This window comes from Pseudomonas sp. LBUM1659, from assembly GCF_059716045.1.
In genome coordinates, this window is record NZ_CP166797.1 from 3,295,738 (window position 1) to 3,308,425 (window position 12,688).

Annotated in this window: 12 protein-coding genes; all 12 read right to left on the reverse strand. The window is 57.9% G+C overall.

What is annotated here, in order from left to right; genetic code table 11:
• Positions 1-9 precede the first annotated feature (9 nt).
• The gene (locus ACA048_RS14845; RefSeq protein ID WP_497625102.1) at positions 10-789 is read right to left on the reverse strand and encodes an amino acid ABC transporter ATP-binding protein; all 780 of its coding nucleotides are present in this window, start codon (positions 787-789) and stop codon (positions 10-12) included.
• A gap of 2 nt (positions 790-791) precedes the next feature.
• Complete coding sequence (locus tag ACA048_RS14850) at positions 792-1,565, reverse strand: amino acid ABC transporter permease (protein ID WP_222586833.1); 774 nt, start codon at positions 1,563-1,565, stop codon at positions 792-794.
• A 12-nt stretch (positions 1,566-1,577) separates the two neighbouring features.
• A complete protein-coding gene (locus ACA048_RS14855; protein WP_497625103.1) occupies positions 1,578-2,384 on the reverse strand; it encodes an ABC transporter substrate-binding protein in 807 nt (268 codons plus the stop codon).
• 72 nt (positions 2,385-2,456) lie between these two features.
• Positions 2,457-3,125 (reverse strand): GntR family transcriptional regulator, encoded by a 669-nt coding sequence (locus ACA048_RS14860; RefSeq protein WP_497625104.1) that lies wholly within the window; start codon positions 3,123-3,125, stop codon positions 2,457-2,459.
• A gap of 492 nt (positions 3,126-3,617) precedes the next feature.
• Complete coding sequence (locus tag ACA048_RS14865; protein WP_497625105.1) at positions 3,618-4,901, reverse strand: OprD family porin; 1,284 nt, start codon at positions 4,899-4,901, stop codon at positions 3,618-3,620.
• A gap of 144 nt (positions 4,902-5,045) precedes the next feature.
• On the reverse strand, positions 5,046-6,050 hold the full coding sequence (locus tag ACA048_RS14870) for a CDP-6-deoxy-delta-3,4-glucoseen reductase (RefSeq protein ID WP_497625106.1): 1,005 nt from the start codon (positions 6,048-6,050) through the stop codon (positions 5,046-5,048).
• 31 nt (positions 6,051-6,081) lie between these two features.
• Complete coding sequence (dmpG, locus tag ACA048_RS14875) at positions 6,082-7,101, reverse strand: 4-hydroxy-2-oxovalerate aldolase (RefSeq protein ID WP_497625107.1); 1,020 nt, start codon at positions 7,099-7,101, stop codon at positions 6,082-6,084.
• Positions 7,102-7,111: 10 nt separating this feature from the next.
• Positions 7,112-8,053, reverse strand: coding sequence for an acetaldehyde dehydrogenase (acetylating) (locus tag ACA048_RS14880; RefSeq protein WP_497625108.1), 942 nt, complete (start codon positions 8,051-8,053; stop codon positions 7,112-7,114).
• Positions 8,050-9,909: a feruloyl-CoA synthase gene (locus ACA048_RS14885; protein WP_497625109.1), complete on the reverse strand. Its 1,860-nt coding sequence runs from the start codon at positions 9,907-9,909 to the stop codon at positions 8,050-8,052. The genes ACA048_RS14880 and ACA048_RS14885 overlap by 4 nt, the downstream gene beginning before the upstream one ends.
• A 125-nt stretch (positions 9,910-10,034) precedes the next feature.
• Positions 10,035-10,817, reverse strand: a complete 783-nt coding sequence (locus tag ACA048_RS14890) for a 2-keto-4-pentenoate hydratase (RefSeq protein ID WP_497625110.1) — start codon at positions 10,815-10,817, stop codon at positions 10,035-10,037.
• A 32-nt stretch (positions 10,818-10,849) separates the two neighbouring features.
• Positions 10,850-11,827, reverse strand: coding sequence for an NAD(P)H-dependent flavin oxidoreductase (locus ACA048_RS14895; protein ID WP_497625111.1), 978 nt, complete (start codon positions 11,825-11,827; stop codon positions 10,850-10,852).
• A gap of 40 nt (positions 11,828-11,867) precedes the next feature.
• Positions 11,868-12,680 (reverse strand): 3-(cis-5,6-dihydroxycyclohexa-1,3-dien-1-yl)propanoate dehydrogenase, encoded by an 813-nt coding sequence (gene hcaB, locus ACA048_RS14900; RefSeq protein ID WP_497625112.1) that lies wholly within the window; start codon positions 12,678-12,680, stop codon positions 11,868-11,870.
• Positions 12,681-12,688 lie beyond the last annotated feature (8 nt).

Consider the following 12,688-nt stretch of genomic DNA (forward strand, 5'->3'; position numbering starts at 1 on the left):
CTGAGAAGGTCACAGCACGCGGCTGAGAAAGGCCTGGGTTCGCGGGTGTGTCGGTCGACTGAAAATCTGCTCCGGCGGTCCCTGCTCGATCAATTCTCCCTGATCAAGCACTACCACCCGGTCGGCGACCTCTCGGGCAAACCCCATTTCATGGGTGACCACCACCATCGTCATGCCGTCATCGGCCAACTGTTTCATCACCTGCAGCACCTCGCCGACGGTTTCCGGATCGAGGGCACTCGTGGGCTCGTCGAACAGCATGGCTTGAGGTTTCATCGCCAGCGCCCGGGCGATTGCCACGCGCTGTTGCTGCCCACCGGACAACATCGACGGGTAATGCATGGCCTTGTCCGCCAGGCCGACCCGCGCGAGCAAGGCACGGGCCTGTTCCAACGCTTCGGCGCGTGGTACGCCGAGCACCTGGATCGGTGCCTCAATGATGTTTTCCAACGCGGTCATGTGAGGGAACAGATTGAAACGTTGAAAGACCATCCCAATGTCCCGACGCTGGCGAGCGATGTTGCGTTCGGAGTCGCGCACCAGGCTGCCGTCGGCGCGCTCGCGATAACCCATGGCTCGGCCGTTGACGCGAATGCGCCCGCCTTGAATGTCCTCCAGCAGATTGATGCAGCGAATAAAGGTGGTCTTGCCCGAACCCGAGGCACCGATCAACACCACGACTTCACCACGCCGCACCTGCAAGGAAATCCCTTTGAGAATCTCCAGTTCACCGAAGGACTTATGAATGTCCAGCGCCTCGATGATCAGTTCTTCACTTTTGTGCGCCATGCTTAACGCCCCCTCAGCAATTTCAGCGTGCCGCGGCCGAACATGCGACTACCAGCCGCTGGCGGTGCGGGTCGATCGGACTGTCCGAAACGCGCTTCCAGCCAACGCTGGAAGAAGCCCCAGAGGGTGGTCAGCAGCAGGAAATAAATCGCCACCACCAGGTACAGTTCGAATACCCGGAATGTCGCCGACGTGACCATTTGTGTACTCAGCAGCAACTCCTGCACGCCAATCACGCTGACCAGTGTCGTATTCTTGAGCATCACGTTGAATTCGTTGCCCAACGGCGGGACGATGACCCGGAACGCCTGCGGCAGAACGATACGCCGCATGAGTTTGGCGAAAGTCATGCCCAGCGAGCGCCCCGCTTCGTACTGCCCCTTGTCCACGGCGCCGATCCCGGCACGAATGATCTCGGCCATGTAGGCGCCTTCATTCAGGCCCAAGGCGATGATCGCTGCCTGGATATTGCCCGGCACCACCAAGCCCAACAGCGTCACGTCTTCGAAACGGAAGATCCCGCCGGCCGCCAATGCGGTATAGAGAAAAACGATTTGCACCAATAGCGGCGTGCCGCGCATCAGCCACACATAAAACCGCACTGGCAGGTTGAGTAACGGATTGCGCGACAGACGCATCAGCGCCGCTGCCAGACCCAGCACGCAGCCCAACGCCATTGCCAGCACACTGATCAGACAGGTCAGCCAGAGTCCGGTGAGGTACACCCCGCTGGGCTGCAACAGGTATTGCCAGAACACATCCCAATTGAAATTCATCGAGTGTTCGCCTCAGTCGAGTGTGTCGCTGGGAACATGCCATTTGCTCAGCAACTGCACGTAACTGCCGTCGCTACGCATGTCACTGATGATCTGTTGTACCGCTGCGGTGAGCTGCGGATCATCCTTGCGAACGCCCAAACCGGTGAGTATCCGGCTGAAGGCCGGCACCCCTTCCTCGAACAGATCGGGCGCCATTGCAGCGTAGTAACCGGCGGTTTCCACGGTAGTACCGTAGGCGTCTACCTGACTGATGCGCAGCGCCTGAAAGGCGTCGGTGTCACTGTTGTAGACCACCAGTTTCATTGGGGACTTGCCAGCCTTGGTCAGCTTCTCGTTCTCGGCGTCCAGCAAGGTTTTGATCGTCGAGCCATTGAGCACTGCCACCTTGTGCCCGGACAGGCCATCCAGGGTTTTGATGCCCTTGGGATTGCCTTTGGGAACGACCACTGACTGGCTGGAATACATGTAGTTGACGATGTCGATCACCTCCCGCCGTTCGGGTTTGTCGAACAGCTGATCCACGATCATGTCGCACTGCTGGGCAAGCAGTGCCGGCAGCAACCCGGAGAACGGAATGACCCGCCATTGCACGGGTTTGTCTCCCAGCCGTTTGGCAATTTCCAGTCCAAGGTCAACCGTCAGGCCCCTGGGTTTTTGCGCCTCATCGAAAGACACCAGGGGCGGCGAATCCATGCCCGAGCAATACGTGAGTTTGTCAGCCTTCTGCAGTCGCTCCGGCACTTGTGGCGTAGCAACCGCCCACTGTGTACAGAGTCCGAGGGAGATAGCGGCGAGTAACATATGGCGTTTATGCATGACGAGATACTCCGGTTGTTGGGTAACGGGGCAGTACTCAAAGTCAAAACACTGTCGGGTTTAGGCCCGATTCTATTTTTCCGATTGCAGAAACTGGATCAACGCCGGCACCGTGCCCTCGATGTGCTCGCGCACTATTGCCTCGGCCCGGTCGACATCGCCTGAGCGAATGGCATCAAGGATCACCGCGTGTTCCTGGCGAGCGCTCAAGGGTTTTTTGCTGTGTTGCAGCCACAGGCGCATTGGCGCCTCGATCAGCGAATACAGCGCCGAGATCTGCTTCATCAGCCGAGGACGGCCGCTGAGGCTGCACAGGTATTCATGGAAGGCACGATGAAGTCTGACCCACTCGGCGCTTTCGTCGCGGTAGTCATCCATCTCGTCCAGCATGCGTTCCAAAGCCGCTAGCTGCCGCTCGCCTATCTTGGCCACGGCCACGCGGATGGCCAGGCCCTCAAGAGCACTGCGCATCTCGAAAACTTCGTGCAACTCGTCGAAATCCAAGCCACTGACAATGGCCCCGCGGTTAGGTCTCAGGGTTACCAGGCCTTGAGCATCGAGACGGCGAAAGGCTTCGCGCACTGGCATCCGGCTCATGCCAATTTCGCCGGCAATGTCCTCAGCGATCAGGCGGTCGCCTTTGCGGTAACGACCGCAACAAATCGCTTCCAGCAGAAAGTTGTAAGCCTCTTCCTCGGCGGTCAGAGGCTGACGTTCAATGTAGGCGGCAGCGAATTGCATAAAGTCACCTTTTTGCTGTTTTGTATCCAATTATCCACAGATTCAAAATAGCAGAAACCGTGCCAGCCTGCTTATAACTGCCTCAAGTTATTAATTAGAAAGGGGTTCTGGCTCAACCCCGATGATCATTAGCTCGGCGTGATACTCGCCGGGTGCTACGAAATGGCCCAGCGCGCCCCAAATGGGTGAATAACGGTATCTAGGTAACAAATCATTTCCGCCGAATACCCTCCGAAGTTTTTTGTCACCGCGAAACAGCCACTATAGAAATTACTGATTTAAAAATTTTACTTAATTAAGCATTTTGAATGAATGATCGGGCGCCGTCGGCCCCCCTTATTCATAGCAACAGGAGTTTTTCGTGAGCGCCGCCAAGCCATCAGCAAGGCAGCGATCGAACTGTTTGAGCGTCAGGGTTTGCCATGGACCGCAGCAAGGGCCGAACAGCCGCGCGATGACGCCTGTTCGGCCCACCGATGACGCCTTGGAGGGTCACCAGAGCGCCAATGTGTAATCGATGTTGACCCGGGTTTCGTTGTCATCGCGGAAGGACGCTGTCGGCGCAAAATCGTTGCGGTACCAGGCCTGGCGAAGACGTAAGGAAACCCCCTTGAAAGTGCCCGACTGCACCACATAGGACAGCTCGACGTCTTTTTCACTTTCGCTGAGGCCGTCGCCCCCCAACGCTGTCGGCAGTTCGATATTGCTGCCGTTGAGGTAGCGCAGCATGCCTTTGAGCCCCGGCACCGCGACGCCTGCAAAGTCGTAGTCGTATCGCACTTGCCAGCTGCGCTCCTTGGGGTTCAAGAATTCGGAACTGAGCGAGCCCTCGGTAACCACCAGCGGCTCGGTGCCGTTCAGATAGGGCATCGCGGTAGCGCCGTTGAGCTGCATGTAGCCGGCTCCCAGGCTATGGGCGCCCAGCGCATAAGTGAACATCATCCCCAGGTTGCGGTTATCGACTTTCCCGGCCTTGGCAGCACCGTCTTCCCCTGTGATGAAATAACGGACATCCGTCTTCAACTTCCCCGGACCGATAGGCTGAAACTGCTCGAAGCCGAAGTAGTCCTTGCGATACATGTCCTCAAGCGCCGCGTGGTAGTACTTTAGCGTCAGGCTGTCGGACCATTTATAGTCGCCGCCCAGGAAGATGAACTGGCCCGATTCAGCTTTAGGGTTGAAACGGCCATTGGGGGACGCTACGGTCATTTTTTGGTAATTGGTCGAATCACGCAGGTTAATGCGGTCTAGCCAGCCTGCACTCAACGTCAGGTTGTCCAAATCCTGCGAGCGCAAATAGGTGCCACGAAAAGTTTGCGGCAGCAGGCGGGTAGGGCTGGCGAAGGCGATGGGCAGGAAGGTGCTGATGGTCCCGGCTTGCAGTTCCGTCTTCGAGATCTTCATTTTCCCGGTCAAGCCAAGCTCCGAATAATCATCGTTGGGCTCACGAGTACTCGGGTCGTACGGCAATAAACCCGTGCCGGTAAGGTCCGGCGATGAGTCGAGCTTGATGCCCAACTGGCCTGTGGCGTCCAGACCGAAACCGGTCGGCCCCGGAGTGAACCCCGAACTGTATTTTAGAATAAAGCCCTGTGCCCACTCCCTGGCCGCCGATTGCGCGGAAGTCCCTTTGTAATCGCGATCAAAGTAATAATTGCGCAGCGTCAGACTGGCTTTACTGTCCTCGACAAAACCGGCAGCCTTTACCTGTCCAGCAAGAACGCAAAGAACTAAACAAACACCGATACTCGAGTGAACGCGAACTTGAGCTTTCATGATTTTCTCTATTTTTATTAGTATTGAACGTAGCCTTACTGCCGGCGTGCCCCTGCCCCCGAACCTGTTGAGCGTCCACGCAGGCGTGCCCAATAAAGTTCGGGTGTTTTCTCGCTCTAATCCGTTAGTTAACGATTGTTGCGCTTATACAAATGCATCGGCGTAGAAGTTGGTATCGAGCAACTCACGCTGCCCAATAAAGTCGCGACGGGCGGAATCCACCACGATCGGTGCTCCACAGGCATACACCTCGAAGCGCTTCAACGAAGCAAAGTCGGCCAGAACCTGACGGTGCACGAATCCGCAAGCGCCCTGCCACTGACAGTCATCGCCCGGTTCCGAGAGCACCGGAATGTAATTCAACCAGGGTAACTCGGTCTCCCATTCGAGCAACTGCTCGTGCTGGTAGAGATCCTTGAGCTGCCGACCACCCCAATAGAGATAAACAGGACGCGTGTTATTACCCTGTTCACGCAGTTGCTCAAGTAACGCCTTGATCGGCGCAAAACCGGTACCACTGGCGAGAAAGATCATCGGTCGGTCATTGTCACGCAAATAGAATGAACCATAAGGTCCTTCCAGACGAAGCAGTTCGCGCGGTTTCAAGGTGTTGAAAACATGCCCGCTGAAACTTCCACCGGGCATATGACGGATGTGCCATTCCAATTGATTATCCACGGTCGCTCGAGTGGCCATCGAGTAACTGCGACGACTCCCATCTTTGAGTAAGACCTGGATATATTGACCAGGGTAATAATTAAACGTGGCCGTGGGCGGCAACATCAGACGGACAATCATTACATCGTCTGCGACTTTATCGATACTGGTCACGCGGGCGGCCGTCTGCTGAATCGAAATACCGCGCAGTTCGGTGACTTCCGGAGCATCGATGACCAGGTCCGAGGTCGCTTTGGCACAACAGAACAAAGCGAGTCCGGCAGCACGCTCCTCTTCGCTCAAAACCTCCAGCGGACTATTGGCATGATCGACACTGCCGCTCACCACCCTGCCCTTGCAACTGCCACATGTCCCTTCACGGCAACTGTGTTTTAGCATCAGCCCGTCCGCCAACGCACCATCCAGAATGGTCTTGCTCGCTTCCAGATCGAATTGTTGTCCAGCAGGTTGAATATCTACGTGATAGGTCATGGCATTTGCTCATTCACTGTGTGATCAAAAATCAACGGCGCTGTGCCGCTAGCAGGTCCAGCGCGACGTCGACGATCATGTCTTCCTGTCCGCCCACCATGCGCCGCTTGCCCAGTTCGACGAGTATGTCGAGGGTCTTGAGGCCGTACTTGGTGGCGGCGATTTCGGCGTGGCGCAGGAAGCTCGAATAAACGCCGGCATAGCCCAGCGCCAGGGTTTCGCGGTCGACTCGCACCGGGCGATCCTGCAGCGGACGGACGATGTCGTCGGCGGCGTCCATCAGGGTGTACAGGTCGGTGCCGTGGTTCCAGCCCAGACGCTCGGCGGCGGCGATGAACACTTCCAGCGGCGCGTTACCGGCGCCGGCACCCATACCCGCAAGGCTGGCGTCGATTCGGTCGCAGCCTTCCTCGACGGCGGTGATCGAGTTGGCCACCCCGAGTGACAGGTTGTGGTGCGCGTGCATGCCGGTTTCGGTTTCCGGTTTCAGCACAGCCTTGAACGCACGGAAGCGGTCGCGGATGTCCTGCATGTTCATCGCGCCGCCGGAGTCAGCCATGTACACGCAGGTTGCGCCGTAGCTTTCCATCAGCTTGGCCTGGGCCGCCAACTGCTCGGCCGGGATCATGTGGCTCATCATCAGGAAACCGACGGTGTCCATGCCCAGCTCGCGGGCGTATTCGATGTGCTGTTTCGACACGTCCGCTTCGGTGCAGTGGGTGGCGATGCGCACCACGCGGGCACCGGCGTTGTAGGCCGCTTTGAGGTCATGCACCGTGCCGATGCCGGGCAACAGCAAGGTAGTGATTTTGGCGTGGCTGATGACGTCGGCGGCGGCTTCGATCCATTCCAGATCGGTGTGCGCCGCAAAGCCGTAGTTGAAGCTCGATCCTTGCAGGCCATCGCCATGGGCGACTTCGATCGAGTCGACCCTGGCGTTGTCCAGGGCGCGGGCGATATCCTGCACGTTCTGCAGCGAATACTGGTGACGCACCGCGTGACTGCCGTCGCGCAGGGTCACGTCGGAGATGTAGATTTTTTTGCCGTTCATGAAATTCTCCTCAGGCCTTCAGCATCGACTGCGCCATGCGCTCGGCGGTGGCCAAGGCAGCGGAGGTCATGATGTCGAGATTGCCGGCGTAGGCCGGCAGGTAATGGGCGGCGCCTTCGACTTCGAGGAACACCGAGGTCTTCAGGCCGGAGAATTTTCCCAGGCCCGGAATGTTCAACGGGGCGTCTTCAGGGATGACGTCGAACTGCACGTGTTGTTTCAGGCGATAACCTGGCACATAGGCCTGTACGGCGACTGCCATTTCGACAATCGACGCCTCGATTTCGGCCTTATCGGCCGCTTCGGACAGCACAAACACTGTGTCGCGCATCATCAGCGGCGGCTCGGCCGGGTTCATCACGATGATCGCCTTGCCCTTGGTCGCACCGCCGATGACTTCAATGGCCTTGGAAGTTGTTTCGGTGAATTCGTCGATGTTGGCGCGGGTGCCTGGGCCCGCAGATTTACTGGCAATCGAGGCGACGATTTCGGCGTAATGCACCTTGGCCACTCGGGATACCGCCGCGACCATCGGGATGGTCGCCTGGCCACCGCAGGTGACCATGTTGACGTTGAGCTGCGCGAGGTTCTGTTCCAGGTTCACCACCGGCACGCAGTACGGGCCGATGGCCGCCGGCGTCAGGTCGATCAGGCGGATGCCGGGTTTGATCGAGCGCAGGAATGCATCGTTCTTCACATGGGCGCCGGCCGAGGTCGCATCAAAGACGAAGTCGATGTCCTTGAACACGTCCATGCGTGTCAGGCCTTCAACGCCTTCATGGGTGACTGCTACGCCCATACGCTGGGCGCGGGCCAGACCGTCGGAGGCCGGGTCGATGCCGACCATGACCGCCATTTCCAGATGCTTGGCATTACGAAGGATCTTAATCATCAGGTCGGTGCCGATGTTGCCGGAACCGACGATGGCGACTTTCAGTTTTCTGGAACTCATTTACTTTCTCCAAAAGCTTCGTCAAGAAGGACGACGGCCGGGGCCAACGTTTCGGCGTACAGACGCTTGACCGCATCAGCACGCAGGCCAAGTGCAGCACGTTGGTTGATGTAACCCTTGTCGGTAATTTCCCCATCATCGAGGCTCGGCGGCGAGTCGAGGATTACCAGGCGCACAACATGTTGCGAGGACGCAGGAAATTGCATGGCCAGTGTTTGCAACGCCGCACTCAGGGCTTGGCGAACAGCGGGACTCATAGCGAGTTGATCAGCCGTCATTTGCTTACCGGCAGCTCCGTGCAATGCGCGCAATGCCGGCGTCGGGTAGATCAGTGCGCCAATAAAATCTTGATCGTGGCCGCAGATAACGCAGTCAGAGGCGTATGGCGCCAGGACGCTCACCAGCCGCGGACGCAGCGTGCCGACGGATACCCAAGTACCAGTGGTCAACTTGAAGTCTTCGGTGACTCGCCCATCAAATACGATGCCCTTCTGCGGACAGTCGGGATCTAGCAACCGACCGGCATCGCCGATCTGATAGAAGCCTTCTTCATCGAATGCCTGAAGGCTACCTTGCGGGTCATTAAGGTACTGCCGGAACACTGATGGACCACGTACCCGCATTTCCAGCTTGTCGCCGCTGGGCACGAACTTGATCTCTACGCCCGGTACAGGAAGGCCAATATTGCCAGGCTTGTCCAAACGGTAATGAACATTGGTGAGCACCGGGGATGTCTCGGTCGCCCCCCATTCGCTGGTGAAAAAAAGCGGCTTGTCGCGCACCTTTTCCGCACAGGCCATCAACCGATCCCATGTGTTCTGCGGTAATGCCGCCGCCGCATAGAACAGCATGTCCAGACGACCGAAAAGCGCTTGCGCCAACTCCTCGTCGCGTTCCAGGAATGGCAGTAGGGCTTCGTACCCACGAGGGACGTTGAAGAACACCGTCGGCTTGACGGATTTGATGTTTTCCACAGTACGTTCGATTCGCCCGGTCACCGGCAGACCATCATCGATATAGAGTGTGCCGCCATTGCGCAGCACCATGTTGAAGTTATGGTTCGCGGCGAAGGTGTGACTCCATGGCAGCCAATCCACCACGACCATTTCACTGCCTTCGAGGAACCGCCAGCATTGGGCGATCGATTGCTGATTCGCGCACAGCATGCGATGAGTATTGACTACCACCTTGGGCGTGCCAGTGGAGCCCGAGGTCAACATAAAGCGGGCGGGGACATCGCCATTGAGGCGCAGGAAAGCTTCCATGACCTGCGCACTTTCGACCCGGTATAGCAGGGGCAACGGCAGCGCACCTGGAACTGCCTGAGCGTTGCGCGCAACCACCACAGGACAGTTCGGCTGAATCAGTTCGATTGTCCGGCGATAGGTGTCCCCATCGTTGATGAAGATCAACGCAGGTTGTAGCTGCGCCACGATACACTTGAGCTTGCTGCAGCCGCTTTGCGTATTACGGGAATAAGCGACTGAAACGGTGGCCACCGCAATCCCGACATGCATGGCCGCCAGCGTAATCAATGCCTGGTCGAGGTCGTTCTCCGACAGCACCAGCACCGGTCGACCGGGCACAGCATCAAGCTCGAGCAAACCCTGGGCCAGGGCGCCAACACGTTGACGAACCTCGCTGTAGTTCAAGGTAAACCAGACGCCGTTGCGACGCTCAGCCAAATAAGGGCGCAGCGGTGCCTCGCGCGCCCATTGCTCCAACCATTCTCCGATACAACGGGCATAGGGTTGCAGTTGCTCAGGGGATCGCAGAATGAAACTGCCCGCCTCACCCGGCTCGACAGACACGCGAGCAGGTGCCAACTTGGCAGGATCGTCGAAAAAGTCGTACATGGCACGCCCTCACGAGATCAACAGACATGTCTGTTGTTCATCATCATTATTTTTATTGTGATAGCTGCCGGCTCAAAAAAACCGGCGCCTTTTCCAATGACGCCAAACGGCTCATTGATCAGCACTCATACGAATCGGCAGTTCACTTCACCCAGACGGGTCAGTTTCAAGCGCAAGCTGTCACCGGCTATCACCGGAATCATGGGGCCCAGGGCGCCGGACAACAGCACGTCGCCGGCCCGTAATGGACGACCAAATTCGGCCATGGTTCGCGCCAGCCACAGGCAGGCGTCCAGCGGGTTGCCGAGGCAGGCAGCGCCCACACCGATCGAGGCCTGAGCGCCATTTTTTTCAAGCAGCATGCCTTCCAGCGCGAGGTCCAGATTAGCCAGGCGCACGGGGTTCTTGCCAAGCACGTAGAGGCCCGACGAAGCATTGTCGGCCACCGTATCAACCAGGGTGATTTTCCAGTTCTCGATCGCTGAATCGACAATTTCCAGCGCCGGTACCAGGTACTCGACCGCGCTCATCAGCTCGCCCAATGTTGTGTCTGGATTGGGCAAGTCCCGCCCCAATACGAACGCGATTTCACCCTCGGCCTTGGGCTGAATCAAACGAGAGCTGTCAATGGCATCGCCATCGCCGTATTCCATATCGGTAAACAGCATGCCGAAGTCTGGCTGATCGACACCCAACTGCTCTTGTACGGCCAGCGAAGTCAGGCCGATTTTCCGGCCGCTGAGACGGCGCCCGGCTGCCAGCGCGGCCTGGGTGTTGAGTTCCTGGACGGCATAAGCGTCAGCCAGCGTGGAAATCTGGAAACGTTCGGAGATGCGCCCACACGGGGTTCGCGTCATGCGTGCCTGCGCCAGAGCCGAGGCGGCAGCCTGAATGGAATCGTGGTTCATGGAATAGCTCCTCAACAAATGGTGGTGACCGCTCAATGCGAGCGTTGCTGACTTGTCAGATAACCCTGATGCAACTCATCGACCAGCTCGGCAACGCTGTAGCTGCGCTTGATCTGCCCTACGCCCTGCCCGGCTGACCACACGTGTTTCCAGGCTTTGTTGGCGGAGGCGATGTCACCGGAAAAATCGATACGCGTATTGTTCTCGGTGACTGGGTCAATGCCGGCCTTTTCCAGGGAAGGTTTCAACCAGGTGGCGAGAACGCCACTGACCGCTTTGGTGGTAGCCACGTCATCCATGGAGCAGTCCACCAGCATGTCCCGGTAGGCGTTTTCGACTAGGCTCTCGTGAGCCGCGACCAAACGAGTGCCCACCAGCGCGAAATCGCAGCCCAGGACTTGCGCCGCATGGATGTCACGTCCATTCGAAACAGCACCGGCCAGACCGAGCGGACCATCCCAGAACTCGCGGACTTCAGCGACGAAGGCAAACGGGTTGTAGCTGCCGGTATGGCCACCGGCACCGTTACAGACCAAAACCAGACCATCGACACCCGCATCGACAGCCTTGCGTGCCAAGGCTGGTGTTATGACATCAGCGATCACTACGCCGCCAAAACCATGCACCGTTTCCAATACGCGCTTTGGGCTACCCAGGGCCGTGGAAACAATTGGTGGCTGGTAGCGCTTGACAAGTTCCAACTCGGACTCGAACCGATCGTAGGTGCTATGCACGATCATGTTCAGCATCCAGGGTGCCCAGATCTGGCCTTGTGTTTTCGCGGACTCACGTTCGACAACAATCTGAGTCAGCCAGTGGTCCAGTTGCTCGACGGTACGTGCATTGGGCGCTGGCATGCTGCCGACTATGCCGGCCTGACAACAGGCGTTGACCAACTGCGGCCCGGAAACCAGGAACATCGGAGCGGCCAGAACCGGCAGGGGTAAACCAGCGAACAGATCCAACAACTTTTGTTGGGGAGCTCTCAAGGAACGGCTGTTGACGCTCATGGTCATTTCTCGTGTTATAGGTGCACGTGGAGGTCTGGCTTCAGACTTTTCTGTGGCTGCCTGCGCCTGGGCTGCGGACTTCCCAGCCACCGTCGCTGTGGATGATGTTGGCGGTGGTCAACCCGGCGTTTTCACGTGAGGCCAACAGTACATAGTGGCCCGTATGATCCTCAGGCTCAGCGATACGCTGAAGCGGCACGGCCTGTGCGGCTCCTTGCTCGAAACCCGGGATCTGGTTGAGCGGAACACTTCGCGTATTGAGCCCATCCAGGCTCTTCATCGGCGTATTGGTGGCCCCTGGGGCTACGCCGTTCACTCGGATATCCGGTGCCAACTCGTAGGCCAGCTGACGGATCATCCCGACCAGCGCATGCTTGGCGGTGACATAGAGAATGCCGCCACCTCCGGCATAGAACGCGCTGTTGGACAGGGTGAAGATCATGCTGCCACGACTGGCACGAAGCGCATCGGTGCTGCATCGCGCGCCAAGCATGTAGCCTTGGACATTGATGGCAAACAGACGCTGAAATGCACTTTCAAAATCTTCCGGGGCGATGCGGTCCAGTCGTGTGAAGTAATCAAAGACCGCCGCGTTACCGACAAACGTATCAAGCTTGCCGAAAGTGTCCAGCGTGGCAGCCACTGCACGCTGATTGTCCTGGTAGCTGGAAACATCGCCCTGCACCGTGATGATCGCGTCGCCCAGTTCATCACGTAGCGCATTCAACTGTTCTCCGTCACGGGCCATCACACAAACCCGTGCGCCTTCGTTCACATAGCGCCGAACGATAGCGCTACCGATGCCGCCAGTTCCGCCAGTGACAAGTGCTGCTTGTCCTTCGAGCCAACCCATGTGCGTAT

Excerpts from the sequence above, each read along its gene's own strand:
- ACA048_RS14860 (WP_497625104.1), bottom strand. The coding sequence starts at position 3,125 with ATGCAATTCGCTGCCGCCTACATTGAACGTCAGCCTCTGACCGCCGAG.
- ACA048_RS14845 (WP_497625102.1), bottom strand. The coding sequence starts at position 789 with ATGGCGCACAAAAGTGAAGAACTGATCATCGAGGCGCTGGACATTCAT.
- ACA048_RS14870 (WP_497625106.1), bottom strand. The coding sequence starts at position 6,050 with ATGACCTATCACGTAGATATTCAACCTGCTGGACAACAATTCGATCTG.
- ACA048_RS14895 (WP_497625111.1), bottom strand. The coding sequence starts at position 11,827 with ATGAGCGTCAACAGCCGTTCCTTGAGAGCTCCCCAACAAAAGTTGTTG.
- hcaB (WP_497625112.1), bottom strand. The coding sequence starts at position 12,680 with ATGGGTTGGCTCGAAGGACAAGCAGCACTTGTCACTGGCGGAACTGGC.
- dmpG (WP_497625107.1), bottom strand. The coding sequence starts at position 7,101 with ATGAACGGCAAAAAAATCTACATCTCCGACGTGACCCTGCGCGACGGC.
- ACA048_RS14890 (WP_497625110.1), bottom strand. The coding sequence starts at position 10,817 with ATGAACCACGATTCCATTCAGGCTGCCGCCTCGGCTCTGGCGCAGGCA.
- ACA048_RS14850 (WP_222586833.1), bottom strand. The coding sequence starts at position 1,565 with ATGAATTTCAATTGGGATGTGTTCTGGCAATACCTGTTGCAGCCCAGC.
- ACA048_RS14880 (WP_497625108.1), bottom strand. The coding sequence starts at position 8,053 with ATGAGTTCCAGAAAACTGAAAGTCGCCATCGTCGGTTCCGGCAACATC.
- ACA048_RS14885 (WP_497625109.1), bottom strand. The coding sequence starts at position 9,909 with ATGTACGACTTTTTCGACGATCCTGCCAAGTTGGCACCTGCTCGCGTG.
- ACA048_RS14855 (WP_497625103.1), bottom strand. The coding sequence starts at position 2,384 with ATGCATAAACGCCATATGTTACTCGCCGCTATCTCCCTCGGACTCTGT.
- ACA048_RS14865 (WP_497625105.1), bottom strand. The coding sequence starts at position 4,901 with ATGAAAGCTCAAGTTCGCGTTCACTCGAGTATCGGTGTTTGTTTAGTT.